Source organism: Clostridium tertium, assembly GCF_902652255.1.
In the GTDB taxonomy this organism is placed as follows: Bacteria; Bacillota; Clostridia; order Clostridiales; family Clostridiaceae; genus Clostridium; species Clostridium tertium_A.
In genome coordinates this window covers 131,150-158,137 of the sequence record NZ_CACRTO010000013.1, presented here as the reverse complement: position 1 = coordinate 158,137, position 26,988 = coordinate 131,150, and the positions used below count along the sequence as shown (strand labels likewise).

The window sequence follows — 26,988 nt, the reverse complement described above, 5'->3', positions numbered from 1 at the left end:
ATATTATTATTTTACAATAATAATTTTAATAATTATATAGTCATATTAGATTTCTTCAAATATTTAGTTATTTGTACTGCTCTATCTTTTTTATTAGTAGTTAAAAGCTCGATAATTATTCGAGCATTATCCATCATCCTAACAGCATTAATAGTTGGCGTAATAAGCTCTATAATTTTCAGTATACATGCATCATCCATTTCAACTATATTATAATAATTCATTATAGCCCTTAAGCCATAATTGTTAGTATTTATTAGGAATTTCCTACCCTCTTTTAGGATAACACCATTTTCCCCTTTCAAAGGTACTTCTGCCCACTGCTCTCCTATTAATATTAAATCTAAATACTTATTAATGCTTTTTATATTATAATATATTGCTATAGCTTGCATTAATTTAAAAGTTAGTCCACTTATAGATAAATTTTTATATCTATACTGACATCCTTTTTGATTTGGATTTATGTAAATATAATTTCTTTCATTATTCTCTTCTTTATTTTCCAATACTATCAAATCTATCCCAAGATCCCTACAAAGCTTTTCTTCTTCTTCTGAACTCAAATCAATACCTAAAGTTATTAAAAGTTGACCTCCTAGAAAGCTAACATCATTTTTTATGCTTTCAGAGGAAATTCCAGAACCCGAATCCTCTTCATGAATAACGTACTCAATATCTGCATTTAAATATTTTAAAACTAAATTTAATGATGCTATAGCACACAATCCATCAACATTTGGTACTCCATAAATAACTATTTTATTTCTGTTATTTACGGCTTCTACCACATGTTCAATAGCTTTGTTCATATTTTTAAGTATAAAGGGATTATATCCAGTTATATAATTTGGACTATAAATACTCTCCCAAAACTTACGCATTATAAACTCCTCCACAAAACTTAAGAAAACACATATATTATAATGTATAATCATAAATATTACAAATGTTTTCTTGTAAAAAAACAATAAACCTACAAATTATTTTGGAGGTTTATTGTTTATTGTAAATTATTACGCTAATTCAGCCTTTGAATTCTTATTATTTTTGCTTTTTTTATCTTTTAAAATAACCCATATTGGTGAAGCTATAAATATTGATGAATATGCCCCTGCCGCAATTCCTATAATTAACGGGAATGTAAACTCTCTAACAGTAGGTACAAAAATATTAACTGCTATTATTGTAACTAGTGTTGTTAAAGTTGTATTTATAGATCTTGACATAGTTTGAGTTAAACTCTTATTAGCAATTTCTGTTGAAGAACTTCTCCTCATATTCTTAGAATTTTCTCTAATTCTATCAAATATTACTATAGTATCATTTATAGAGTAACCTACTATAGTTAAAACAGCTGCTATAAATGGTGTATTTACTGGAATATTAAATATAGCAAAAACACTTACGGTAATTAATAAATCATGAATTAAAGCTGCTATAGCTGCAATACCATAATTTAATTCAAATCTTATAGCTATATAAACTAGCATAGCAGCACATGCTACTAATAAAGCTAATATAGAATTTCTAGTTAATTCCTTACCAACTGAAGCACCTATTTCATCTTGAGATAATAATGCATCATCATCTAAATTATATTTTTCTTGTAGTGCTTTGAAAACAGTTGAAACTTTAGAACTATCAAAATCCTTAGCTTTTATTTCATATTGATTTCCTTCTGCTTCATTAGTTACTGCATCAGGAACTATTGACTTAACTATTTCATCAGCTTCCGGCTTATTAAATCCTTCATTATAACCTACTACTATCTTAGTTCCACCTAAGAAATCTATACCAAAGTTTAATCCTTTAGTAAATGTGAATCCTAAACCAATTATAATAACTATTAATGATAAGGCGAACCATAGCTTAGTTTTTTCTATAATCTTAAGCATTATTTTCACCTCTCTTAACTCTAAATTGACCTAAACTTTTTAAAAGTCCTATTTCCACTGCTAAATTGATTAGTGTTTTAGTTACTACTAATGCTGTAAATAAACTTAATACTATACCTATCATAAGCGTTACTGCAAATCCTTTAACAGAACCTGAACCTATGAAATAAAGTATTAATGCTGCAATAAATGTTGTTGAGTTAGAATCTACAATTGAAGACATTGCATTTTCAAAACCAGCTTTTACTGCACTCTTTATAGATATTCCTCTAGCAAGTTCTTCACGAATTCTTTCAAAGATCAGTATATTTGCATCTACAGCCATACCAATAGTTAATAATAGGGCTGCTATTCCAGGTAGAGTTAATGCTACCTTCATCTCAGCAAACACTAATAATACTAAAGTGATATATAATGTTAATGCTATACTCGCAAATAAACCTGGCACTCTATAATATAAAATCATAAAAATAAATATTAATCCTACACCTATTGCTCCAGCCTTTAGTGCATTTGGTAAAGCTTCTGCTCCAAGTTGAGCACCAACATTCTTAACTGAAGCTACTTCAACTTTAACAGGTAATGCACCAGAGCTTATTACTCCAGCAAGTTTTTTTGCTTCATCCATTGAGGACATACCATTTATTACTGCTTTTCCATCAGTAATGGCACTTTGAACTACTGGAGAAGATACAACTTCATCATCCATATATATACTTATACTTTTACCAATGTTATTTGCTGTAACCTCAGCAAATTTTGATTGACCATCTGCATTTAATTCTAATGAAACTACAGGTCTTGAAGTATCATCTAGTATAGCTGTAGCTTCTTTTACATCTTTCCCTGTTAGAACTACATTACCTTCAGAATCTTTAAATTCTAAGTTACCAGTCTTAGTAAGTCCATCAACTATTTCATTTGAATTAAAAGCTCCAGGAATATCTATCCTTATTCTTTTGTCGCCTTCAACAGTTACTACTGTTTCTGCAACTCCTATTTTATTTACTCTAAGCCCAAGTAATTGTTTAGTTCTTTCTAGTACATCAGATGAAACATCCTCATCTACAATTTCCATTAACACCGAAACTCCGCCTTGAAGGTCAAGTCCCTTAGTAATTGCCTCATCGAAAGACTTTACTTTCCATCCCGCAACTTCAAATCCCTTAAAGCCAACAAAGGCTAAAGTAATTATTATTACGACTGAAAGTATCAATAATAATGAGTTTTTACTTTTACTTCCGCTTCTCCTTTTCATGGTTTTCCCCCTCTAGTACATTTTCATTTAAATTATATATCTTATGTTAAGCAATATCAACTACTTTTAGTAGTTTATGTAATTTGAATATACTTTATACACAAAAAATCCCTTAATACGTAAATAAAGTAAGAGAATTACAATCCCTTACTTTAATAGTTAATTATAGGTTTATACCTAGCATTCCTGAAAGAAGTCCAATAAATACACATAATGCAAATTTAATAAAATCATAACCAGTTAATGTAGCTTCGGCTCCAAAAATAATACCTATCAAGTATAATACTATGTAAAAAATGCAACCTACAGCTAATCCAACAACCCACCCCTTGCTACCATAGGACTTAACTGCAAAAACAGATCCTATTACAAGGGCTAAAGCTGATATAACTACATATATGATATTTAGCACATTTTCTTCAATAGGTAACTTATTCATTACTAAAGAAAAAACAATAGTAGCAATAAACGTAATTACCAGAGCACATACAAGACCTCTTACAACGCTTTTAAAATAATTTAACCATTCCATAAAAAATCACCCCCTAGTACTAATTCTATGATAGTCTAGGGAGCTTTATTCTTATTCTTCTACGTTATTTACTTTAGTAGCTATACCGCTTTTTGAAATCTTAAGTTTAGTTCTTTCAGCACTTGACTCAATAACTACATAGTCATCTTCAACTATAACTACTTTTCCCATAATTCCGCCTCTAGTAACTATTTCGTCATTTTTTTCTATGGCAGAAATCATTTCATTATATTTTTTTGTTCTCTTCTTTTCTGGTAGTATTAATAAGAAATACATTAGACCGAACATTAATGCAAAAGGTAACACTAATGATAATATTGCTTCCATTTAATTCATTCCCTTCATTAAAACTTTTGTTTTATATCCTTTGTTTTATATTTTGATAATAAAAACTATAACTTAATAATGTAGTACTGTCAATTATATTAACAGATATTTAATACTTTAAGCTCTACCATTCCATTCTTTTAATTTCTGTTCTTTAAATTCTTTAAAGTATCCACCATCAATTGCATTTCTTATATCTTCCATAAGCTTATTGTAGAAATAAAGGTTATGAAGAACACAAAGTCTCATTGCAAGCATTTCTTTAGCTTTAAATAAATGTCTAATATAAGCTCTTGTATAACTCTTACATGCTGGACATTGACATCCTTCATCTATAGGTCTAGTATCTAACTCAAATTTGGCATTCATTAAATTAATTTTGCCTTCCTTTGTAAACACATGTCCATGTCTACCATTTCTTGCTGGAAGTACACAATCAAAGAAGTCAACACCTCTGTCTACTGCTTCTAATATATTACTTGGAATTCCAACTCCCATTAAGTAAATAGGTTTATCTTCAGGCAAATGCGGAACCACTGCATCTATAATTCTGTACATTTCTTCATGAGTTTCACCTACCGCAAGACCTCCAATAGCATATCCATCTAAATCCATCTTACTAATAGTTTTAGCATGCTCTATTCTAATGTCTTCATAGCATCCACCTTGATTAATACCAAAAAGCATTTGTTCTTTATTTATAGTTTCAGGTAGAGTATTTAATCTATCCATTTCTACCTTACATCTTTCAAGCCATCTAGTAGTTCTTGCAACAGATTTTTCAACATACTCTCTAGTTGAAGGATTTGGTATACATTCATCAAAAGCCATTGCTATTGTTGAAGCTAAATTGCTTTGAATTTGCATAGATTCTTCTGGTCCCATAAAGATTTTCTTTCCATCTATATGAGAAGAAAAATAAACACCTTCTTCTTTTATCTTTCTCATTCCAGCTAAAGAAAACACTTGGAATCCACCTGAATCTGTAAGAATTGGTCTATCCCAGTTCATAAACTTATGTAATCCTCCAAGCTCAGCAACTACCTTATCTGAAGGTCTTAAATGTAAATGATAAGTATTAGAAAGCTCTACTTGGCATCCTATTTCCTTCAAATCCATTGTAGAAACAGCACCCTTAATAACAGCTAATGTTCCTACGTTCATAAATACTGGTGTTTCTATAGTTCCATGAGGAGTTTCAAACCTACCTCTTCTGGCCTTACCATCCTTCTTTAATAAAGTATATCTTTTTTTACTCAAAATTTCACTTCCTCTTCTAGTTTACTCTTTTATAAGCATTGAATCTCCAAAGGAGAAAAATCTATATCTTTCTTTTACTGCTTCATTATAAGCATTCATAACATTTTCTTTTCCTGCAAGGGCAGAAACTAACATAATTAATGTTGACTCTGGTAAGTGGAAATTAGTTATTAATTCATCTATTACTTTATATTTATATCCTGGATAAAGGAAAATATCTGTCCATCCACTCTGTTCTTTAACAAATCCATTTTCATCGCCAATAGTTTCTAGAGTTCTTGTAGATGTTGTTCCTACTGCAATAACCTTATTTCCTCTTTTTTTAGTGCTATTAATTAAATCTGCATTTTCCTTATCTAAATGATAATATTCAGAATGCATAACATGTTCATTAATATCTTCAACTTTTACAGGCCTAAAAGTTCCAAGTCCAACATGTAAAGTCAAATATGCTATATTTACACCTTTTGCTTTTATTTCTTGTAATAATTCTTCTGTAAAGTGAAGTCCTGCTGTTGGAGCTGCTGCTGAACCTTTTTCCTTAGAATATACTGTTTGATATCTTTCCTTATCTTCTAGTTTTTCAGTTATATATGGTGGCAATGGCATTTCTCCTAGTTCATCTAAAACTTGCTCAAATATACCATCATAGCTGAACTCAATTATTCTATTACCCTCTTCAACTATATCTACTACCTCACACTTTAGTTTACCTTCACCAAAAGTAAAAGTTTGACCTATTTTAGCTCTTTTACCTGGCTTTGCTAAGCATTCCCATTTGTCTCCCTCTATCCTCTTTAAAAGAAGGAACTCTATTTTTCCACCAGTGTTTTCTTTTTCACCTATAAGTCTAGCTGGCATTACTCTTGTATTATTTAATACTAAAGTATCCCCTTCATTTAAATAATCTATCACATCATGGAAAGATTTATGTTCTATATTTCCTGTCTTTTTATCTAAAACCATAAGTCTTGAAGCATCTCTTTTTTCTAAGGGATGTTGTGCAATTAATTCTTCTGGTAAATAAAAATCAAAATCACTTACTTTCATTGTATTATCTCCTTATCTATGGTCATTCATTCTTAAAATAGCCTCTGTTGCTCTCCATTTGTCTTTTTATTTTTGCTTCTCCCCAAATGGTCATAAGCCTTATCAGTTGCAATTCTACCTCTTGAAGTTCTTACTATAAAACCTGTTTGAAGTAAATATGGTTCATATACATCCTCAATAGTTCCAAGCTCTTCACCTATAAAGTATGATAAAGTTTCTATACCTACAGGTCCCCCATTAAAATTATCTATAATTGCTTCTAGGATTTTATTATCTACTCTATCAAAGCCCTTATTATCAACTTCAAGCAAATCTAAAGCAGCCTTAGCTTCCTTTGCACTTATTAATGAATTAGAATAAACTTCTGCATAATCTCTAACTCTTTTTAATAATCTATTAGCAATTCTAGGAGTACCTCTAGACCTTCTTGCAAGCTCTAGAGCTCCTTCTTCTGTAATATGGCAGTTTAGAACAAAGGCAGATCTTATTACAATCTCCTTAAGTTGCTCAACTGAATAATACTGCATATCACAAAGAACTCCAAATCTATCTCTAAGAGGAGATGTAAGCATTCCAATTCTAGTAGTAGCCCCTATTAAGGTGAACTTTGGTAAGTCCAATCTAATAGACTTTGCAGCCGCCCCTTTTCCTATTACAATGTCTAAAACATAATCTTCCATGGCAGGATATAATATTTCTTCTACATTTCTATTTAGCCTATGAATCTCATCTATAAATAAAACATCATTATCCTTAAGAGTAGTAAGTATTGCTGCTAAATCACCAGCCCTTTCAATAGCAGGTCCTGATGTTATCTTAAGCTCTCCATCCATTTCTTTAGCTATAATATTAGCTAAAGTTGTCTTCCCAAGACCTGGAGGTCCATAAAGAAGCACATGATCTAAGGCTTCACTTCTATTTTGAGCAGCTTTAATAAAAATACTTAATCTCTCCTTGACCTTATCTTGCCCTATGTATTCCTCTAAACTTTGTGGCCTTAAACTTAATACACTTCCATCTTCAAATATTTCTTGTGGTGTTATTATTCTTTCCATAATTCACCTCTCTATCCCATAAGAACTTTTAAGCAATTCTTAATAATATTTTCAATACTTTCAGTTTTATCAACCTTACTTAAAGCTGCTTCTGCTTCCTTCTCTGAGTATCCTAATGCTAAAAGAGCACTTAATGCTTCAGCAATATTCATAGCATTATTGGAAGCTAAATCCATAAAATCTGAAGAATTCTCATTATTTCCTGCAATTTCTTCCTTTTTAATCTTATCTTTAAGCTCTAATATAATTCTTCCTGCAGTTTTTTTACCTATACCAGGTGCCTTACATAAATGCTTATCGTCACCCATCATAATTGCATATCTTAAATTATTAATTCTACTTATAGATAACAATGATAATGCCGCCTTAGCTCCTACACCATTTATAGATATTAATAGTTTAAACATTTCAAGTTCTTCCTTAGTATCAAAGCCATAAAGACCTAAAAAGTCTTCTCTAACTATCTGTTCAAGATATAACTTAACTTCTTCATCTATTTTTGGCATAGCTGACATAGTTGCACCTGAAGTAAACACCTTATATCCAATTCCATTATTTTCAACTATAATATAATCTTTATTTATTCCCTTGTAACTTCCCTTTATGTATTCATACATAAACTAACACTCCTTTATGCATATCAACTATACTTATATTCATATTTTAATCTACACTATACTTTATCATTATAAATAAAATAATTCAACTTCTTCAATTTATATCTGTAAATATTATATTAATTTCTGAAAAAACTAAAGAGTTACCTCTTTGCATACTAGAGGCAACCCTTTTTAAACTCTATTTTTTAAATCAAATATTATCTTATTATCTAGAACTTCCCATAAAGAACAATGCCATTGTACCTGGTCCAGAATGGCTTCCGATTACAGGCCCAACATTATTTATAATAACATCCTTAACTTTAATCTCATTAAGTATTAATTCTTTTAAATGCTCAGCTTCTTCTATGCAGTCTCCATGACTAATAAAAATAGTCTGTTCTTCAGGATTAACTATCTTTTCTATCAGCTTTTCTTGTAATGATTTAATAGATTTTTTTCTTCCCTTAACTTTAGATACAGGTATTAACCTTCCTTCATCATCTACATGCATTATAGGCTTTATATTTAACATAGTTCCAACTATCGCTACAGAGCTTGAAACTCTTCCACCTCTCTTTAAATGATTTAAATCATCTACAGTAAACCAATGATTTACCTTTAGCTTATTTTCTTCGATCCAATTTATTATTTCAACTTTGCTCTTACCATCCTTAAGCATATTTGCTGCATAATAAACTAATAAACCAAGCCCCATAGATGCACTTTTAGTATCTATAATTGTTATATCAGCTTCTTCTTTTTCCTGTTTAATATTTTCCATTGCTATTCTTGCACTATTAACACAACCACTTAAAGCCGATGAAAAACCTATATATATTATTGAATATCCTTCACTAACATATTTCTCAAATTTTTCTTGAAACTCTCCAACATTTGCTTGGGATGTTGTTGGCATTTCTCCGTCTCGTATAAGTTTATAAAAATCTTTATAGCTTATACTTTCGCCTAAATCATCCGGTATATCTTGGCCTTTAATATTAACTCTAAGATGCATAACTTCAATATTATTTTCTTTTACAAAACTAATTGGTAAGTCGCAACATGAATCTGTAAATATTATTGTTTTCATTATTTCCTCCTGTTATTTATTGCTATTTCTTATACTATAATTATATTACTACTACAAAATAATTCCATACTTATTATCAATTTTTATTTTATTTCTTCTTTGCTTTGTCTCGATATATTTAATAGTATACCTATTGCCCCTAAATTAAATACTAATGATGTACCTCCATAACTTATAAAAGGCATCGGCACACCTGTTACTGGCATTGATCCAGTTACAACTGCTATATTTATTATTGCTTGTATTGCTATTACTGAAATTATACCAATAGATACCAAGAATCCATAATTATCTCTAGCTTTAATTGCTATTGAAACTCCTTTTATAACAATAAACATAAATACTAATATTATTGCTATGCATCCAATAAGACCAAGTTCCTCACCTATAATTGCAAATATAAAATCATTATGTGGTTCAGGCATAAAAAGAGCTTTTTGTCTTGAATTTCCTAATCCTGAACCAAATATTCCACCTGAACCTAGAGCATATAAAGACTGTATCAACTGATAACTATCTCCTGATGGATCAGCCCATGGGTCTAAGAAAGCAGTTAATCTTTGCAATCTATAACTTTGTGTATAAATAAGCACTACACCTGCTGCAATCCCTACAGGAACTAATGAAAACAAGTGACTTATCTTAGCACCACCCACTAATATCATAATGCAGGCTACCATCATTACAATAGCAGTAATACTTAAGTTCTTACCAGCAAGAATTAAAACAGCAAAAACAGCTGCAACAGCTAAATAATATAACGTTCCTTCTTTAAACTTTTTTATCTTATCTTTTCTTTGATCAATAAGATGTGCAAGATACAATACTAAAACATACTTTGCAAGTTCTGAAGGCTGGAATGATAGTGGCCCAAGTCTTATCCACCTTGTAGCTCCATTAATATTACTTCCAATAAATAACACCAAAATCAAAGTAACTATTGTAAAAACAACTAACATTGGAGTCCACTTTCTATAAGTATGATAGTCTATAGACATAGTAATTAACATACCTATTATTCCAACTATTGCCCAAGTAATCTCTTTAATAAAATAAAAATTACTATTATATACATCCTTTTGGTATAAAGCATAGTATGAACTAGAAGAATACACCATAACAATACCTATAAAAAGTAGTATTAAAATTCCACATAGTAGTCCATAGTCTATATCTTTCATCTTTATTCTTCTATTCTTATTTCTAGGTTTTCTATTTCCTCTACTAACTGTATTCATTCTCTCTCCTACTACTCATTATTTTAAATCTAATTTAACCTTGGTTCCCTTTTCTATTAGTTTCCCAGCTAAAACATCTTGACCATCTACTACACCAACTCCGCTAGCTTTATAAGTTATATTTATGCTATCTAGTATTTTCATAGCTTCCTCTAAAGTTTTCCCCTTTAAATCTGGCATAATAAGTTTATTTGGATCTATCTTGTCGTTAACTACATTGACACTTATTGTTGATCCTTTTTCAACTAATGATCCTGGATACGGTTCTATATTAGTAACCTTATTTGAAGTACTTTCAACTTCTATTTTTAATCCATTCTCTTCTAGGATTTTTTTAGCTTCTTCGATTGTCTTTCCTCTTACTTCTGGCACAACTATTTTTTCTTTTTCAGTATATCTATCTTTATAAACCTGTGAGTCCATATAAGTAAATAATTCACTTAGTAAAGATTTTAAGATTGGAGTTGTAACTGGGCCACCATAATATTGGCCTGCACTTGGATCTACAACCTTAATATAAACAGTTATTTGAGGGTCTTCTACAGGATATAAGGCTAGCACTGAAGCTATATACTTATCATCTGAGTAACCACCCTTTATTGGATCTACTTTTTGAGCTGTACCAGTTTTACCTCCCACTCTTCTTTCAACTCCCATAAAAGCCCCAACTTGTTGACCATTATTAATAGTTCTTTCTAAATAATCTCTTAAAGTTGCTGTGGTTTGTTCTGATATAACGTTATTTTGAACTATTGGTTTAAAAGTTTCATCTATCACTTTTGTTCCATTTCCTGCTTCATAGTTTACTTCTTTCATAATGTGAGGTTGGATTAAATCTCCCCCATTTGCTATTGCATTAAATGCTTGCATTAATTGTATACTATTAACTGTGTTAGTTTGTCCGAATGCTATAGTAGCTAAATCCATTTCACTTATATCACTTACTGATTTTACAATTCCTTCAGCTTCTCCTGGTAAATCTATTCTACTAAGTTGACCAAATCCAAACTTATCAATATATTCTTTTAATTTTGCAGGACCAAGTCTAGCTCCTAATTCCATAAACCCAACATTACATGAATTCTGAAGTATTTCAGGTAAAGTTTGAGTTCCATGACCTGATAAATTCCAACATTTTATAGTTGTTGATCCAAACTTAACTCCTCCATCACAATAGAAAGTATCATTTTCACTAGCTAGTCCCTCTTCTAATACTGCAGCCATTGTGAAATTTTTAAAAGTTGATCCTGGTTCAAAGGCATCACTTATTGCACTGTTTCTAAACATATTTTGAAGTTTTTCTGAATCATCAGCTCCTTCAAATTTTTCATATTCTTCATATGGTTTATTCGGGTCAAAATCAGGCTTATTTGTCATAGCAAGTATTTCTCCATTATTAGGATTCATTACAATTATACTTACTTCTGTGGCCTTATTATCTGTATATCCCTTTTCAGCTGCCTTTTCCGCCATTAATTGTATATTTTCATCTATTGTTAACACTACATTTTTTCCGTCTACAGGGCTTGTATATTTAACTGTCTGAAAAGGTAACTCTTTAAGACTTCCATCTACTTCTGCTATTTTATATCCCGCAATACCTGTTAATTCTGAATCATATTGAAGTTCTACTCCATTTAACCCTATATTATCTGAGTTAACACTTCCAAGGACGTGAGCCAAGAAATTATTATTTGGATAATATCTCTTTGGATTAATAGAGATAATTACACCATATATATCCAAATCCTGAATTTTATCAGCAACTTCCTTATCTATTCCTTTTATTAAAGTACTGGTATTAACTTGTACACCTTCTTCATTAATTGGATTTAACTTTTTCATTACCTCTTCATAAGGTACCCCAGAAGCATCTGATAAATCTCTAGCTACTTTTTCCTTAGTAGTTTTATTTTCCTCATCTTCTATATAAGACTCTATAGCTTTTATATCCAGATCTACTCTATAAACATCAATTGATGTTGCAAGTATAGATCCATTTCTATCTGTTATGTCTCCTCTATCAGCTTCGACTGTAACCTGAGAGTTCCATTGACCTTGAGCCATATGCTTGTACTCTTTGCTCTTATAAATCATAATGTAAGTAAGTCTTCCTATCAGTATTAGAAAAATCAAACATACACCTAAAGCTACATATAAAGCTCTTTCTCTTGAATGACTGCTATTCTTTTTAGTATTTTTTTTAGTTCTTCTTTTCATCCTAAACCCCCATGGCACATTTTTTTATTTTCATAGGTTGTATTATTAATTATATCAAATAGCCAATAATTATGTAAATCAGTATAAACCCTAAAATAAAAGTAAAGATGAAGAATCATCTTTACTTTTTGTTCAATAATGGTAAATATTCTTCATATCCTTCTTCTTTCATTTTATCTTTTGGGATAAACTTTAAAGAAGCAGAGTTTATACAATATCTAAGCCCACCTAATTCTTCAGGACCATCACAAAACACGTGACCTAAATGTGAGTCAGCATTCTTACTTCTAACTTCAGTTCGAATCATACCATAACTTGCATCCATCTTTTCCTTAATCAATTTTCTATCAATAGGTTTTGAAAAGGCTGGCCAGCCACAACCTGAATCAAATTTATCACTAGATACAAATAAAGGCTCTAAAGACACAACATCAACATATATTCCTTCTTCAAAATTATTAAAATATTCATTGTTGTATGGTGCTTCTGTTGCACTTTCTTGAGTAACTTTATATTGTAAATCTGTTAATTTATTTTTCAACTCTTCTTTACTATAAGTTTTCAATTCCATCCCTCCATTTATTTATATACTATACTTTCAATTTAGTTATTTTGCTTAAATAAGCTATTAACTTTTAATCTTATAGCATCATAATGTTGTAAATTATTAATTGAAATATAAATATATTATAAATACATTTTTTATTTTGTCTACTTATTCTTAGTTACAAATATTCTTTTTACTACAACTTGTGGTGGAATTGATTTAGTCATAGCTTCAGATAATCTCATATAAACTAAATCTCCCTTTTGAAGTTCTATGTTTTCCTTCTTATCATTTAAAGAATTCATTATTTTTGTTTCTTCATTTATGATTCCCACAATTTTAGTTTTTCCAACTTCTACTCCTTTAATAAAACCGTCCACAGTTATCCTAGTAGATTTTCCATCCTCACCCTTTTGAATATCAACTATTTCTCCAATAAAGACAGGGCTCTTAGTATTAATACCCTTCTCAGGATTAGCACCTATTATAATAAATGAACAAAGTAGAAATGAGAATATAACTATTAGTGATTTTTTTAATTTCATAAAATACCTCCTTATAAAATAATCACTAATAGTTTTGTCCTTATAATTATATTTATACATTACTGTTCTTTACTTCTTAGAAACATAAGGATTATCTTTAATATAAAATCTCCAAACAAAATCCTTTGCTTCTTCTGCATAATCTATTCCAATCCTTGTAGTCTCCACTATTTCAAAATTTTTATTAGGATTAGCTTCTATATAAAGATTTCCTTTTTCATAAAGCTTTTTATAGTTTTCTTTTTTCGTAATGCTTAATGCACTACAAAGTTTTGAAGGTCCATTCGTTAAATTTTTCTTCTGAACTCTTGTCAGGTCATTATAGTCTTTATTAAATCTAATATTAGATAAATAATCAAAATTATCTAAAGGTTCTATAGCTCTAATTAGTACTGCTTCAGGTTCATCTTTTACATTAGTAACTATATTTAAACAATGGTAAAGCCCATAAATAAAATATACATAGGCAATTCCTCCTTCTTCAAAAAGAGGTTTTGTTCTTTCAGTTTTCTTATAATTATATGCATGACAAGCTTTATCTATTGCACCTATATAGCTCTCTGTTTCTACTATTATTGATCTTACTACTTTCCCATCTATTTCTCTTACTAAATAATCTCCTAGTATGTTCTTTGCAATACTTAGTGCATCTCCTTGATAAAAATCCTTTTCTATAATCATAAAGCCTCCTTATAATTATATAAGTTATTTTATAATCTAACTTTATTATACTATATTATTTGTTTTTAAAACCTTAAAAATGTATTTACATCTAAAATAGCAAGAAAATAGAGCCCTTAGGGCTCTATTTTCTTGCTATTTTAGATTATTTAATAATTTTAAGGTTTCAACCTTATCTTTATAATTAATAAAAACAACTTTATCCTTTGAAGTTATTTTTATAAAAGGCCCATCTTCGCTTTGTACATAAAGCTTTATTTTCTCACCATTTTCTAATTTGAAATCACCTTTTTTATTTACTCCATCACTGTATCCATTTGTCCTACTAGATATCTCAGGTAAACTTTCTATAGATTCAATTGAAATTATATTTTCCTTTTTTATAGATGTTCCATAACCTCCATCAATTATAATACTACTATCTGTAATTTTTATTTCATTAGGCTCATTTCCTAAAGAAAAAGTTATAATTAATATTGCAAAAGTTATAAAACTAACAACTACTAAAACTACTGTTTCAGCCTTGCTTTTCTTATTATGATCAAATCTTTGCAAATAAAATAGGTATCCAAAAACTATCATTACTAGTATTATCACTAGAGGTATTATAGTAAAATTGAAATATTCTGTGATTATTCCACCTAAAAATAATATAGCAGAAATTACATAACACATTCTACTCATGTGTTTAGCTATTTCTTCAATTTCCATATTTTCTTTTTCAACTTTAGAAGCAGTATTATATCCTGATATTAACCAATAACATTTATACTTACTTACAGCAAGTCCTATTATTATAAATAGTAAACTTATTACTGAATATATAATTATGGACATTATAGAAATCAACTCCTTTAAAGTTAAAAACCACCTTTTATAAGGTTAATTATATCACTTTAGGTGATTAAGTCAATACTTTTTAAGATTATACTTTACCATTCTATTGTTAGAATATTAACATCTTCTCTTGTAAGAGAAACTTTGTACCCTTCAAAAATTAACCAAGATAATAATTCTCTTTGTAAGTCCTCATCATTACATACTAAAATAGCTGAAACTTTATTTATATTAACTCCTTTAGCATAATTAATATTATCTAAAATCTTTCTTTTATGATCCTTTAATAAATCTAAATCCATCTTCCTATCCATCTCCCTTCATTAAATAATATTCACCTTGTTATATTTATATGTAAATTATTTACAGGGAAATAAAAGGAGCTGTCGTAAAGACAGCTCAATTAATTGTTTTTAATTACTCCAATAGCCACTCCTAATATACTAACATCTCTATTAGCCAATTCTATTGGCGAATATAATGAGTTTGCTGGCATAAGTTTTGGAGTATCACTATTTAAATTTAATGTTTTTAAGGTTGCTTCTCCTTCTAAATTAGCTGCAACTATATCATTATGATTTGCAGTAGCTTGCTTTTTAATTACTACTAAATCTCCATCACAGATATTTTTATCAACCATAGAGTCTCCTTTAACTCTCAGAATAAATGATTCCTTGCCCTTCTCAAGCCAGTATTTAGGTAAATAGAAGCTTCCTTCAATATTATCATTTATTTCAATTGGATTACCTGCTGCGATATTATTAAACATTGGAACGTCTAATAATTCATCTTCATTAAAAATAACTTTTTCATCTTCCAATAACTCTTTATTATTAGATGCAGTATCTATATTAAATTCAACAACATCTTTATTTCTGAGATTTATATATTGATATTTCTCTATAGTATTAACTTCCTTCTTCTTACCTTCAAACTTTAATTTAAAGTTAAAAGTTTTTCCTTTTATATCTATTCCTAAAGAGTTAAATTTTCTTCCCTTAATCATCCATGAATTTTCCTTAATATTATGTTCACTATTTAATATTAAAATGAATGTAGAATAAGTTTTTTCTTTATAAATAGCTTTAACAAAATCTATCTCAGCTTTTGTTAATATTTCAATATCATCAAGTATTATATGATTATAAAGTCCTTTTAACTTCTTAACATATTGAATTGCAAATAATGCGTGATCATACTCATCTATTCTAGAACTTGAATATAATTTTTCATTATATATCTCTTTAATATTATAAATAGCTTCACGAGTATAAGAAGACTTCTTAATCCTAGATTTTCTACCTTTTCTATCAATATTTAAATATTCTTCTAAAGAAAAGTTGCTTGCCTTTATCCAAAGAATTTCATCTAATAAAAATTCAAAGGAAGCTTTTTTTAGAAATTTTGATTTTTTATAATAAATTTCTATATCTTCTTTTAAACCTTCTAATATCTTTAAGGCTTCTCTTCTATGAATTATATTAAACACTTGTCCTTTTTCTCTTTTGTAAGCATTATAATATGTATTTATAAGTTCTTCTAATGTTATAATATCAACTCTATTTTTCTCTAAAGAAAATAATGAATAAAAGTAATTTTCTTTACCTTCATTATTATATAACTCTTTTGCTTCTATATTTTTGCTATAGTTTGATGTTACAAATAGAATCCTATCTTCTTCATATAAGCAATAATTGTTTTCTAAGTTTAATAATTTATAAATTGAAGCAGTACTTTTCCCTGTACCTTCTTTACCTTTTAATATTTGATATCCTAAGGCCTTATTCTTAATAAACTTTTTTTGATATTCTGTAAGTTCCATATCTTCACCGCCCCATCTTCTGTCTATTTTAAATGTATTTTAATAATATATTTTATTAGGATTTATGTCAAATTCCAGAGGAAATCTATACTTATTTTTATAATTTCTAGGTGCTGTCGCACAAACAGCCCAAATTAAGAATTAAAAATTAAAAATGAAGAATTATTGATGTAATTCTTACAGAATTACTAAAATTAACTTCTTTTAAAAACTCCTTAAGGAGTTTTTTCATTAATTTTTCATTATTCATTCTTATTTTTTCATTGTGCGACAGCACCTACTTTATTAAATTTTAATTCAAAATAAAGAAAAACTCCACTAGGAGTTTTAAATATTACTTTATTCTTATTACTTTGGAACAACTACATTATAAATTTTTCAATTCCAACTCTGCCATCATAGGGTAATGATCTGATGGGTATCTACCATTTTTATTATAATAAATTATTTCATTATTAATTATTTCAAATTCATCACTTACAAATATATAATCAATATGTAGTCCTTTTTTTATTCCTTTAAATTTTCCTAAAGTTGCACTATTGTATATTTCCTTATTATAATCTTGTACTGCAACAAATCTTTTGCTACTATATTTACCATTTTTAAATTCTGTAATAGCTTTACTTTTAGGACCTGCATTTAAATCTCCCATTAAAATTGCTGGATAATCATCTTTTTTATGTTGATTTTCAATATATTCTCCAATCTTTTTAAGGCCATATTCCCTTGCCTTAGGTAATAAAAAATCTAAATGAGTATTATATACTCGTATAAGATTACCATCTTCAAGTTCTATCAATGCTGTAGTACAAATCCTTGGAAACACAGAATACCATACAGCACTTCCCATTTTATCCGGCTTATCAGATAACCAAAAAGTGTTATGGTTAATAATTCTATGCCTCTTTGCAACTAATATGTCATTTCTTTCTATAAAATACTTAGAGCTTCTTGGACTTCCAACCAAATTATAGTTAGAAATCTCAGAAGCTAAGTCCATGTACATCTTATTATTTAATTCTTGAACTCCGATAATATCATAGTCATTATTATTTATTATTTCATATACGATATCTTTTCTAGTATTCCATCTATTGTTAATATCTAATAAAAAATCAGTTCTTAAGTTAAAGGTTAAAACCTTCATACTGGATCTCCTTACTATGTCACTATTTTGTAGCTAAAGAAATTCTGTCTCTTAGTTTTAATTTATCTAAAACATATCCTGAAACGACAAATATTATTCCACTTGCAATAGGTTGTATCATCTCCATAAATAAAGTTGCAATTGGTGCTAAAAAGTTTCCTGAAATTATTGCACCAGCTAAATAGTATCCAAATACTCCTATTGCCCCTGCTAAAAATACTGCAAGAACATTTCTCTTTGAAATTATATTATCACTTTTTGAAGAAAAGCAAAATACCATCATTGGTTTTATAATCATTGTCGGTAATATCCATACTATACCACCAGTTAATCCATCTGAAAGTGCTCCACCAATTCCTGCTGCAATCATAGCATAGGGAGTCGGTAATATTACAGCTGTTAAATATATAATAGCATCTCCTAGATGTATATACCCACCATTAAAGCCTGTTGGTATATGGAAAAATATTATACTTACACATATTAAAGCTGAAAATAAAGCTGTTAATACTATATTTCTAGTTTTATTACTTGTATTCATTAATTAAAATCAACTCCTTTAAAAAGGCTTCAAACATAATTCCTTCATTAGTATCAGTTTTAAACTTAGAAGTAAATTCTATTACTTTATATATGAAGTCAGTTGCATGTTTGATAGCATAGTTTAAATCATGGTTATTCATAAGCAATCCTATAATAATAGATGTAAATACATCTCCCGTTCCACTATAGGACTCATGATTGAATTTTGACTTTACTTTAAAAACTTCGTTTTTTTCTTTATCATAAGCATAGTTATATATATTATTTTCTTTTATTATTCCTGTTATTATTACTTTTTCTGGCCCAAGATTACTAATCTTTTTGCAGATTTCAATAACTTTTTCATCGCTAGTATTATACTTATCGTATTCTTCTCCTGTTAATATGCAAGCTTCTGTTAAATTAGGAGTTACTATATTAGCAATTGAAACTAAGTGTTTCATTTTACTACACATGCTGTTAGTAAAGGTGTCATATTTAACTCCGTTATCTCCCATAACAGGATCAACTACTACTAAAGCATTCTCCCTTTCATTAACAAAATTCAAAACTATATCTATTTGTTTCTCTGATCCTAAGAATCCACTATAAATACAATCAAAATTTATGCCTAGTGTCTTCCATGAATCCTTATATTTAACCATCTCATCTGTGATATCTAAAAAAGTGTACTGATCAAATCCAGTATGGCATGATAAAACAGCTGTTGGATATGGACAACATTGTACCCCTAAAGCAGATAATATTGGTATTGCTGCTGTTAAAGAACATCTCCCTACTCCTGATAAATCATTAATTGTTGCTACCTTTTTAACTTCCCTCATAAGTGCACCTACTCTTTTTTAAGTTATTTATATATAATAATCCAAGATTTTCATTTTGTCCATTGTACCGGTACAAGTTGTAATCTCAGTAAGCTGTAAAACTTTAAAATAAATAAATAAATAAATAAATAAATAAATAAATAAATAAATATAGTAATATTGGTGTATAGAAAAATATAAACAAATGATTTTATTGACTTATTATAGTAAAATTTAATTATAATATAAATTAAAATTTGTGGAGGTGCTAGTTTATGAATAAACTTATATTAATCGGAAATGGATTCGATTTAGCTCATGGGTTACAAACTTCATATTCAGCTTTTGCAGAAAAAAATATAAAGAATCCTGTTATTATTGAATTTCATAAACTTGTTAAAGAACTTGGTAGTGAAATTCCTTTTTTAGATGATGAAGGAAAAGTAAAGGATATAACTTGGTATTCTTTCGAAGAAAATATCGAGAGATTATCAAGCTGGATGTTTCATAAGAATTTCGATGATAATTTGACACAAAAAGACTACGATGAAATTGATAAAAATATGTTTCAATATAACAAAATTTTTGAAGAATTATCTGATTTGCTATTTTATTATTTAGAAAACGAATTCTCAAGTAAAAAAATACAAGTATTAGATAGGGTTAAAAAAGAAATTACAGAAGACACATATATAATTTCATTTAATTATACTGATACAATAAAAATGTATACATCCAATTATAATTTCATTCATGGCTCTATTCAGGATGATAAAAAAATTATTTTAGGATTTGCAAGAGGAGATGTTTCTGATTTAAGCACAAACAACTATATAAAGTATTGGAAAGAAGTTTTAAAAGAAAAACTGAATTTTTTAAGATTTTTAAATAATAATAACTACGAAAATATAGAGGAATTGATGGAAGAGTTTAATCCACATTTGATGTGTATGTTTAGTGGCAAGGGAGGATATCAATTTCCTATAAAAAAAGATGAGGAAGGAGAGTTTTATGATACTAGTTCAGCATCAAAACCAATATTAGACTATGCAGAAAGCACTGGTTTTTTCCCGGCAGTAGATAAATCTAATTATGGTGATGTTGAGGAAATTGTTATTATGGGACATGGATTAGAGTCTGATATACACTATATTAATTCAATTTTTGAAAAGTCAACTTCTTTAAAAAGAGTAAAACTTTTCACATATGATGGGGAATCCAGTAAAGAAATTGAAAGAAAGAAAAATCTATTAAAAAAAATGTCAAAGTTAAATGATATTAAAGTAATTTATTATTAGATTTCTTCTCAATAGGATTTTAAAACATCTATGAAAATGACATTTCTTAGATAAAATTTATTGTATCCATTAGCTATTAATAAAGACTGCCTTAAGGCAGCCTTCTTAATTTTCTATAATTCAATAACCATACTTAAAAGCTTATTGCTTCTATCTATAAAACTATTCATTTCTTCAGCATTAAGCTCCTTATTAGATAAAAGTGCAATATCTACAATGTAATTGCTTATTAGTTGAAGCTTTTCTTTTTTATCATCATTATTACTTGAAGCAATCTTCTTAATAATAGGATTATTGCTATTTAAAACTAAAGTCTTTTCTTCATTAAACATATTTGGCATATCCATTCCACCAAACATCTTACTCATTTCTAACATTCTTCTTGAGCTTTCAGAAATTAAAATAATAGCTGGTGTTTCAGTATTCTTTAATCCTTGAACCTTAACTTCTTTTATATCCTTTATATTTAGTTCCTTAAATGTATCTTCTATCTTTTTATTAAAATCTGATGTATCTTCATTATTTTCTTCTTTTAATATATCAGATATATCAGAGTCAATTCTTGCAAAAGTAACACCTGGTTCTTTTGATTCTAAGAAGCTAATAAAATGATTATCTAAAGAGCAATCTAATACTAATGCATCTAATTCCGCATCCTTAAACATCTTTATATATTGAGATTGTTGTTTCTCATCAGTTACATAAAAGACTTTATTTTCATGCTTTTCTTTGTTATTTTCTATATATTCCTTTAAAGTTATATATTCACCATTTAGTCTTTTGAAAATAACTATATCTTTTATTTTATCATAAAAACTTTCATCTCTTAAGCATCCATACTTAATAAAGATTTGAATGTCTTTCCAGAAATTATTAAAGCTTTCCTTTTCATTTTTAGATAAAGATACTAGTTTATCAGCCACCTTCTTAACAATATGCTTAGATATCTTCATTACATCCTTATCTTTTTGAAGGAAGCTTCTAGAAACATTTAAAGGTAAATCTGGACAATCTATTGTTCCCTTTAAAAGTAATAAAAAGTCTGGTATAACTTCTTTTATATTATCTGCAACAAAGACTTGATTGTTATATAACTTTACTTGACCTTCTGTTGCTTCTAACTCATGCTTTAATTTAGGGAAATATAATATTCCTTTTAAATTAAATGGATAATCTACATTTAAATGAATCCAGAATAGAGGATCGTTAAAGTCTCTAAAAACCTTCTTATAGAAGTCCTTATATTCTTCATCAGTACAATCCTTTGGAGCTTTCATCCATAGTGGATTAGTATCATTTAATGGCTTTTTATTCTCTTCCTTATTCTCAGAATTTTCATCCTCTAAATAAATTTCTATAGGTAAGAAAGAACAGTATTTCTCTATTATTTCTTGAACCTTATATACTTCTAAAAAGTCAGTACTATCATCATCAACAAATAAAGTAATAGTAGTACCCCTTGTTTTTCTTTCTAATGATGGTGAGATTTCATATTCAGTTCCACCTTCACATACCCAAGTTACAGCTTCAGCATCATCAATATATGATAAAGTATCTATTTGAACCCTTTTTGCTACCATAAATGCTGAATAAAAACCTAATCCAAAGTGACCAATAATATCTTTTTCATCATTGATTTGGTCCTTATACTTATTGATAAAGTCCTCAGCTCCAGAAAAGGCAACTTGATTTATATATTTTTTCACTTCCTCTTCTGTCATTCCAATACCATTATCAATGAATTTTAATGTCTTTTCAGATTTATTAACTGATACTGTTACAGAGTACTTATTATCAGCATCTTCCTTAGTTTCACCAAGACTAACTAATCTTTTATATTTACTTATGGCATCGCACCCATTACTAATAAGCTCTCTTATAAAAATATCCTTATCTGAATACAACCATTTCTTAATAATTGGAAAAATATTCTCTGTATGAATGGAAATATTCCCTTTATTTTTCTCCATAAAAAACACCCTCCTTTTTATGTAAAATATTTTATTTAAAATTGAAAATCTTGTCAATATTCATTATAGACTATTTAGTCTAAAATTACCTTAATAAATCTATTTTCAACACCAATTACACTTAATTTATTATTAATATACTCATTTATTATATTAATTGATTCCTCTGATATCCTTTCACCAGGAAGAACTAAAGGAATTCCAGGTGGATAAGGAACTATTGCTTCCATTGAAATTTTATTGGCTGCATCTTCAAGTCTGACTAATTCTCCTTTTAAATTAAACACCTCATAAGGTTCTAATATCTTTTCATTTGTAACGCTGTTAAATATATAATCTTTTCCTTCTGAGTTTATATTCGCCATTTCTAAATCATCAATTGCTTCATATAACTTAATAAAATCCTCTTCTATATTTGAAGGAGATAATATTAAAACAACTCCTTTAGCAAAACTCATTTCAGCTTGGATCTGTCTGCTTTTTAAGTATTCTAATAATTTATGGCCACTATATCCATTCTTTAGAGTCATTAAAAATCTACTCTTATCTATGCCATAGCCTTCTTTAATATTATTCTGTGATATTATACTAACCTTATTTAATTTATTAATTTTAATTCTATATTCTTCAGCTTTTTCTATTAACTCTTTATAATCTTCTTCTGCATAATTATCTAAATAATATCTAGCATAATCTAAAGAAGACATAATTAAGTAGGAAGGTGATGTTGTCATAAAAGCTCTTATGTAAAAGTTCAAATTATCATCTTCTACATTTGACAATAAATAACCTCCTTGAGTTAGGGCTGGAAGAGTCTTATGAGGACTTAGTATTACATAGTCTCCTAAAGCTGCTATAGATTTTGGTAATTCATCTGAAAATCCATAGTGTGCTCCATGAGCTGCATCTATAATAATTTTTAATCCCTTTTCTTTAAGTTCTTTAAATATTGATATATCTTCATAATAAATACCATAATAATTAGGATTAGTTAGTATTATTCCCCTTGGATTTTTAGCTATGCTTAATGTTTTAATAATCTCATCTTTCGATGGAGGCATAAAGATTCCAATTTTCTTATCTATAACTGCATCTATATAAATTGGTTTAAGTTTTCTTAAAATAAGGCCATTATATACTGACTTATGGCAGTTCCTTTCAACTAGAACCTCATCCCCCTCATTAAATGCCGAAAATATTGCTGATAAATTACTAGCAGTACTTCCATTTACAACAAAATACCCTCTTTTCACCTTATAAGCTTTAGCTAGTAAGTCTTCTGCTTCCTTAATTACGCCCTCTGGAGAATGTAAATTATCTAAAGGATCTACTTCGGTTATATCTAATTCCCCAAGGGTATTTCTAAACCTTTCTCCTAATCTATCCCTTAAAAACGCCTTTCCACTTTTATTTCCAGGCATTGATAAAATCAAATTATTTTCTTCTTTATAATCTAAAACTGCTTCTAATAAAGGTGCTTTTTTCATATTTACCTCTCTTAATTATAAATAATTTCAGTAGAACTATTTCTTAGTACTTTCTTAGCAACTTCTAATATTTCATTTATTGTAATATCCTCTAATCCTTCTATTTCATCATTATATATTTTATAATCATCAAACATAGTACTATAAGTAGAAAGTTCCTTAGCTGCAATAATATTTTGCTCTTCTCTAAATAACCTTTTTAGCTTTAAGGACTTACCTAAAGAAGAAATATCTACTTTAAAATTCTCATCTTCTATATTAATAATATCTCTTATACAATTATCTAATAACTCTATAGATTTATCTAATTTTTCTACTGATGTGCTAAAATTAACTTTATATAATTTTATATACTTTTCATAAGCAATCTTTGTTAACACATCATAAACTAATGAATTTTTAGTTCTTAAAGTATCAAATAGTATAGAATTAACCCCTTCTCCAAAGTATTCATTAAAAAGCCTAAAGGCTTTAAGTTCCTTAGAAGTTAGCTCATTAATTGGAAAAATACGTTGAACCCTAGCTATTTTAGCGCCTTCCTTTTTATCCCTATATATATTAAAATTACTTATTTCATAATCTATATTATCAACCACTTCTGAATTACTATTCTCTTCCCATATTGAAAAGTACTTCTTAACTACTTCTAAAATCCTATTAAATGGCATTGAGCTCACTATTGATATTGAAGTCTTACTAGGTGAATAGTTTTCCCTATAAAAACCCTTTATATCTTCTAGCTTTACAGAATTCAAATCATCTTTTCTACCTATTATAGGATACTTAATTCTTCTACTAGTAAAACTATTTAAGAATAGCTTATCTTCACAATATTGCTCTATTTCTTCATCCCACTCTTCAAGCTCTTCCTTAATTACTTCCATTTCTTCGCAAAAACCCTTTTTATCGAAAATAGGATTTATTATTAAATCAGAAAATAATTCTATTCCCCTTTCAAAGTCTTCATTAAGTAAAGTTCCATAATAAATTACATATGGATAATTTGTCATGGCATTTTGAAAAGCAAATATACTGCTTAATATCTTATTTATTTCTTCTTCTGACTTAGTCTTTGTTCCTTTATAAACCATATGCTCTGTTATATGTGCAAGCCCAAGCAAATCCTTTTCTTTACATGCTCCTGCATCTACAGAAATAGAGATAGATGTAAGCTTTGATGTTGTTTTTTTATAAATAACTTTAATATTATTATCTAGTATCACTTCCATAAAGAATCTACTCCTCCTTTATTACAATATAATTGTAAATTAAAAGCTGGCACTTGACTATTCAAATTCCAGCTTTTAATAATATTATTCTGCTTTTAATGCTATTGCGCATTCAATTCTTTTCTTTTGCATAGCACAACCAATTTCATAAGGTATATTCATATCACCATTAAAGTTTACATTGTTAGCTTGGCATCCTCCACTACAATAGAATCTTGCCCAGCAATCTCTACATTTTGGCTTATTATATATATGTGCCTTCTTAAACTTTTTACCAAGATCAGCATTATAAGTATCATCATAAATACTTCCTAACTTGTATTCTTCTTTTCCTACAAACTGATGACATGGATAAACTTCACCTTGAGGAGTTATAGCAACATATTCAAAACCAGCTCCACAACCTGAAATTCTCTTATAAACACAAGGTCCACCATTTAAATCTACATTGAAATGATAGAATTTGTATTCATCTTTGCCTTCTCTTTTTCTTCTTACCATATCTTCATAAAGCTTATCATAGTTCTTCATTATTTCAGGTAAATCTTCATTTCTAAGAGAAAGAGGATGTCCATCTTCTAATACTACAGGTTCAATAGAAACTTCTTTAAATCCTTCATTTACCATAGCCATTACATCTTCATAGAAATCTGTATTAGCTCTAGTAAAGGTACCTCTTACATAGTACATCTTACCTGGAGTTCTCTTTTCTATCATTTTCTTTATATTTGGAAGGATATCATCATAAGATCCAGAACCATCTACCTTAATTCTAACATTATCATTAACGCATTTTCTTCCATCTAATGATAATATAATATTCCCCATTTCCTTATCCATAAAGTCCATCATATCATCATTTAATAAAGTAGCATTTGTAGTCATGGTAAATCTAATATTTTTCTTCCATTCCTTTTCATTATCCCTTGCATACTTTATTATCTCTTTTATAGTGTCCATTATCATAGTTGGCTCTCCACCAAATAAATCTATTTCTATATTTCTTCTAGGACCACTTCTCTTAACAACGTAATCTATTGCTTTTTTTGCAGTTTCAATAGACATAACCCCTTTATGTCCATTATATTCTCCTTCATCTGCAAAACAATATTTACATCTTAAATTACAGCCATGAATTATATTTAAGCATACAGCCTTTATATAATCTCTATCATCCATTGATCCATGTGCTATATCTTCATATTGATCTTCAGAATATAATAAACCATCTTTAACTAGTTCCACCATTTCATCATAGGCTTCTACAATAGTTTTTTCATCATATTTACCTTTAAGTAATTCTATTATTTCTGATTTTTTCTTCATACCTTCATCATGAACTAAATCATATACAAGTTCATCTACAATGTGAACTGCTCCTGTATTAACGTCTAGTACAAAGTAATTCTCACCTTGCTTAAATTTATGTATTAATGACATTTTATTACCTCCAAAAGTTTATTAAAAAGTCAAGAAGCTGTCCCATAAGGACAGCCCAATTAATAATGAATAATTATTAATGTAATCCCTTAAGAATTATATTAAT

At 28.6% G+C, this 26,988-nt stretch carries 26 protein-coding genes; 1 reads left to right on the top strand and 25 read right to left on the bottom strand.

The genetic code is table 11. The features are described from left to right. Positions 1-32: 32 nt before the first annotated feature. From GPX08_RS05675 to GPX08_RS05575, 21 genes are all read right to left on the bottom strand, one after another. Entirely contained in the window at positions 33-884 is an 852-nt protein-coding gene (locus GPX08_RS05675; RefSeq protein WP_156625870.1) for a phosphoesterase, read from the bottom strand. A 132-nt stretch (positions 885-1,016) separates the two neighbouring features. Beyond that, positions 1,017-1,898 (bottom strand): protein translocase subunit SecF, encoded by an 882-nt coding sequence (gene secF / locus GPX08_RS05670; protein ID WP_156625869.1) that lies wholly within the window; start codon positions 1,896-1,898, stop codon positions 1,017-1,019. Beyond that, a complete protein-coding gene (gene secD, locus GPX08_RS05665; protein WP_156625868.1) occupies positions 1,891-3,156 on the bottom strand; it encodes a protein translocase subunit SecD in 1,266 nt (421 codons plus the stop codon). The genes secF and secD overlap by 8 nt, the downstream gene beginning before the upstream one ends. A 163-nt stretch (positions 3,157-3,319) precedes the next feature. Further along, positions 3,320-3,688, bottom strand: a complete 369-nt coding sequence (locus GPX08_RS05660) for a TIGR04086 family membrane protein (protein ID WP_156625867.1) — start codon at positions 3,686-3,688, stop codon at positions 3,320-3,322. Positions 3,689-3,739: 51 nt separating this feature from the next. Continuing rightward, positions 3,740-4,015, bottom strand: a complete 276-nt coding sequence (yajC, locus tag GPX08_RS05655) for a preprotein translocase subunit YajC (RefSeq protein WP_156625866.1) — start codon at positions 4,013-4,015, stop codon at positions 3,740-3,742. A 117-nt stretch (positions 4,016-4,132) separates the two neighbouring features. After that, positions 4,133-5,275, bottom strand: coding sequence for a tRNA guanosine(34) transglycosylase Tgt (gene tgt / locus GPX08_RS05650; RefSeq protein ID WP_156625865.1), 1,143 nt, complete (start codon positions 5,273-5,275; stop codon positions 4,133-4,135). Positions 5,276-5,296: 21 nt separating this feature from the next. Continuing rightward, positions 5,297-6,325: a tRNA preQ1(34) S-adenosylmethionine ribosyltransferase-isomerase QueA gene (gene queA / locus GPX08_RS05645; protein WP_156625864.1), complete on the bottom strand. Its 1,029-nt coding sequence runs from the start codon at positions 6,323-6,325 to the stop codon at positions 5,297-5,299. A 32-nt stretch (positions 6,326-6,357) separates the two neighbouring features. Continuing rightward, complete coding sequence (gene ruvB / locus GPX08_RS05640) at positions 6,358-7,380, bottom strand: Holliday junction branch migration DNA helicase RuvB (protein WP_156625863.1); 1,023 nt, start codon at positions 7,378-7,380, stop codon at positions 6,358-6,360. 11 nt (positions 7,381-7,391) lie between these two features. Then, a complete protein-coding gene (gene ruvA, locus GPX08_RS05635; RefSeq protein ID WP_156625862.1) occupies positions 7,392-7,997 on the bottom strand; it encodes a Holliday junction branch migration protein RuvA in 606 nt (201 codons plus the stop codon). Between the two features lie 208 nt (positions 7,998-8,205). Next, the gene (locus GPX08_RS05630) at positions 8,206-9,072 is read right to left on the bottom strand and encodes a DegV family EDD domain-containing protein (protein WP_156625861.1); all 867 of its coding nucleotides are present in this window, start codon (positions 9,070-9,072) and stop codon (positions 8,206-8,208) included. Positions 9,073-9,155: 83 nt separating this feature from the next. After that, complete coding sequence (spoVE, locus tag GPX08_RS05625) at positions 9,156-10,310, bottom strand: stage V sporulation protein E (protein WP_156625860.1); 1,155 nt, start codon at positions 10,308-10,310, stop codon at positions 9,156-9,158. Positions 10,311-10,328: 18 nt separating this feature from the next. Beyond that, positions 10,329-12,530, bottom strand: coding sequence for a stage V sporulation protein D (locus GPX08_RS05620; protein ID WP_156625859.1), 2,202 nt, complete (start codon positions 12,528-12,530; stop codon positions 10,329-10,331). Positions 12,531-12,651: 121 nt separating this feature from the next. Then, complete coding sequence (msrB, locus tag GPX08_RS05615; RefSeq protein WP_156625858.1) at positions 12,652-13,101, bottom strand: peptide-methionine (R)-S-oxide reductase MsrB; 450 nt, start codon at positions 13,099-13,101, stop codon at positions 12,652-12,654. A gap of 140 nt (positions 13,102-13,241) precedes the next feature. Next, the gene (locus GPX08_RS05610; RefSeq protein WP_156625857.1) at positions 13,242-13,622 is read right to left on the bottom strand and encodes a hypothetical protein; all 381 of its coding nucleotides are present in this window, start codon (positions 13,620-13,622) and stop codon (positions 13,242-13,244) included. 69 nt (positions 13,623-13,691) lie between these two features. Beyond that, positions 13,692-14,303 (bottom strand): DNA-3-methyladenine glycosylase, encoded by a 612-nt coding sequence (locus GPX08_RS05605; RefSeq protein ID WP_156625856.1) that lies wholly within the window; start codon positions 14,301-14,303, stop codon positions 13,692-13,694. A gap of 135 nt (positions 14,304-14,438) precedes the next feature. Beyond that, the gene (locus tag GPX08_RS05600) at positions 14,439-15,143 is read right to left on the bottom strand and encodes a DUF3784 domain-containing protein (RefSeq protein ID WP_156625966.1); all 705 of its coding nucleotides are present in this window, start codon (positions 15,141-15,143) and stop codon (positions 14,439-14,441) included. A 92-nt stretch (positions 15,144-15,235) separates the two neighbouring features. Further along, positions 15,236-15,442, bottom strand: a complete 207-nt coding sequence (locus tag GPX08_RS05595) for a hypothetical protein (RefSeq protein ID WP_156625855.1) — start codon at positions 15,440-15,442, stop codon at positions 15,236-15,238. 101 nt (positions 15,443-15,543) lie between these two features. Continuing rightward, on the bottom strand, positions 15,544-16,962 hold the full coding sequence (gene lexA / locus GPX08_RS05590; protein WP_156625854.1) for a repressor LexA: 1,419 nt from the start codon (positions 16,960-16,962) through the stop codon (positions 15,544-15,546). Between the two features lie 367 nt (positions 16,963-17,329). Then, positions 17,330-18,112 (bottom strand): endonuclease, encoded by a 783-nt coding sequence (locus tag GPX08_RS05585; protein WP_156625853.1) that lies wholly within the window; start codon positions 18,110-18,112, stop codon positions 17,330-17,332. Between the two features lie 22 nt (positions 18,113-18,134). Then, a complete protein-coding gene (locus GPX08_RS05580; RefSeq protein ID WP_156625852.1) occupies positions 18,135-18,653 on the bottom strand; it encodes a TIGR04002 family protein in 519 nt (172 codons plus the stop codon). After that, the gene (locus GPX08_RS05575) at positions 18,640-19,479 is read right to left on the bottom strand and encodes a pyridoxamine kinase (RefSeq protein WP_156625851.1); all 840 of its coding nucleotides are present in this window, start codon (positions 19,477-19,479) and stop codon (positions 18,640-18,642) included. The genes GPX08_RS05580 and GPX08_RS05575 overlap by 14 nt, the downstream gene beginning before the upstream one ends. A gap of 254 nt (positions 19,480-19,733) precedes the next feature. Here GPX08_RS05575 and GPX08_RS05570 point away from each other — a divergent pair, with 254 nt between their 5' ends. Then, a complete protein-coding gene (locus GPX08_RS05570) occupies positions 19,734-20,756 on the top strand; it encodes a hypothetical protein (RefSeq protein WP_156625850.1) in 1,023 nt (340 codons plus the stop codon). A gap of 113 nt (positions 20,757-20,869) precedes the next feature. On the opposite strand, the gene htpG is transcribed toward GPX08_RS05570, so the two are convergent. The 4 genes from htpG to scfB form a co-directional block, all read right to left on the bottom strand. After that, entirely contained in the window at positions 20,870-22,726 is a 1,857-nt protein-coding gene (gene htpG / locus GPX08_RS05565; RefSeq protein ID WP_156625849.1) for a molecular chaperone HtpG, read from the bottom strand. 74 nt (positions 22,727-22,800) lie between these two features. Further along, positions 22,801-24,213 carry an aminotransferase class I/II-fold pyridoxal phosphate-dependent enzyme gene (locus tag GPX08_RS05560; protein WP_156625848.1) on the bottom strand — a complete coding sequence of 471 codons (1,413 nt, stop codon included), beginning with the start codon at positions 24,211-24,213 and terminating at the stop codon, positions 22,801-22,803. A gap of 11 nt (positions 24,214-24,224) precedes the next feature. After that, a complete protein-coding gene (locus GPX08_RS05555; RefSeq protein WP_156625847.1) occupies positions 24,225-25,442 on the bottom strand; it encodes an insulinase family protein in 1,218 nt (405 codons plus the stop codon). An 84-nt stretch (positions 25,443-25,526) separates the two neighbouring features. Then, positions 25,527-26,882, bottom strand: coding sequence for a thioether cross-link-forming SCIFF peptide maturase (scfB, locus tag GPX08_RS05550; RefSeq protein WP_156625846.1), 1,356 nt, complete (start codon positions 26,880-26,882; stop codon positions 25,527-25,529). Positions 26,883-26,988 lie beyond the last annotated feature (106 nt).

Bases quoted from the DNA above. Each gene is read 5' to 3' on its own strand.
- scfB (WP_156625846.1), bottom strand. From the start codon at position 26,882: ATGTCATTAATACATAAATTTAAGCAAGGTGAGAATTACTTTGTACTA.
- GPX08_RS05575 (WP_156625851.1), bottom strand. From the start codon at position 19,479: ATGAGGGAAGTTAAAAAGGTAGCAACAATTAATGATTTATCAGGAGTA.
- GPX08_RS05570 (WP_156625850.1), top strand. From the start codon at position 19,734: ATGAATAAACTTATATTAATCGGAAATGGATTCGATTTAGCTCATGGG.
- GPX08_RS05595 (WP_156625855.1), bottom strand. From the start codon at position 15,442: ATGGATTTAGATTTATTAAAGGATCATAAAAGAAAGATTTTAGATAAT.
- spoVE (WP_156625860.1), bottom strand. From the start codon at position 10,310: ATGAATACAGTTAGTAGAGGAAATAGAAAACCTAGAAATAAGAATAGA.
- GPX08_RS05585 (WP_156625853.1), bottom strand. From the start codon at position 18,112: ATGAAGGTTTTAACCTTTAACTTAAGAACTGATTTTTTATTAGATATT.
- htpG (WP_156625849.1), bottom strand. From the start codon at position 22,726: ATGGAGAAAAATAAAGGGAATATTTCCATTCATACAGAGAATATTTTT.
- GPX08_RS05605 (WP_156625856.1), bottom strand. From the start codon at position 14,303: ATGATTATAGAAAAGGATTTTTATCAAGGAGATGCACTAAGTATTGCA.
- GPX08_RS05555 (WP_156625847.1), bottom strand. From the start codon at position 25,442: ATGGAAGTGATACTAGATAATAATATTAAAGTTATTTATAAAAAAACA.
- GPX08_RS05660 (WP_156625867.1), bottom strand. From the start codon at position 3,688: ATGGAATGGTTAAATTATTTTAAAAGCGTTGTAAGAGGTCTTGTATGT.
- yajC (WP_156625866.1), bottom strand. From the start codon at position 4,015: ATGGAAGCAATATTATCATTAGTGTTACCTTTTGCATTAATGTTCGGT.
- GPX08_RS05560 (WP_156625848.1), bottom strand. From the start codon at position 24,213: ATGAAAAAAGCACCTTTATTAGAAGCAGTTTTAGATTATAAAGAAGAA.
- secF (WP_156625869.1), bottom strand. From the start codon at position 1,898: ATGCTTAAGATTATAGAAAAAACTAAGCTATGGTTCGCCTTATCATTA.
- GPX08_RS05675 (WP_156625870.1), bottom strand. From the start codon at position 884: ATGCGTAAGTTTTGGGAGAGTATTTATAGTCCAAATTATATAACTGGA.
- msrB (WP_156625858.1), bottom strand. From the start codon at position 13,101: ATGGAATTGAAAACTTATAGTAAAGAAGAGTTGAAAAATAAATTAACA.
- queA (WP_156625864.1), bottom strand. From the start codon at position 6,325: ATGAAAGTAAGTGATTTTGATTTTTATTTACCAGAAGAATTAATTGCA.
- secD (WP_156625868.1), bottom strand. From the start codon at position 3,156: ATGAAAAGGAGAAGCGGAAGTAAAAGTAAAAACTCATTATTATTGATA.
- ruvB (WP_156625863.1), bottom strand. From the start codon at position 7,380: ATGGAAAGAATAATAACACCACAAGAAATATTTGAAGATGGAAGTGTA.
- lexA (WP_156625854.1), bottom strand. From the start codon at position 16,962: ATGGAACTTACAGAATATCAAAAAAAGTTTATTAAGAATAAGGCCTTA.
- GPX08_RS05610 (WP_156625857.1), bottom strand. From the start codon at position 13,622: ATGAAATTAAAAAAATCACTAATAGTTATATTCTCATTTCTACTTTGT.
- GPX08_RS05630 (WP_156625861.1), bottom strand. From the start codon at position 9,072: ATGAAAACAATAATATTTACAGATTCATGTTGCGACTTACCAATTAGT.
- ruvA (WP_156625862.1), bottom strand. From the start codon at position 7,997: ATGTATGAATACATAAAGGGAAGTTACAAGGGAATAAATAAAGATTAT.
- GPX08_RS05620 (WP_156625859.1), bottom strand. From the start codon at position 12,530: ATGAAAAGAAGAACTAAAAAAAATACTAAAAAGAATAGCAGTCATTCA.
- GPX08_RS05580 (WP_156625852.1), bottom strand. From the start codon at position 18,653: ATGAATACAAGTAATAAAACTAGAAATATAGTATTAACAGCTTTATTT.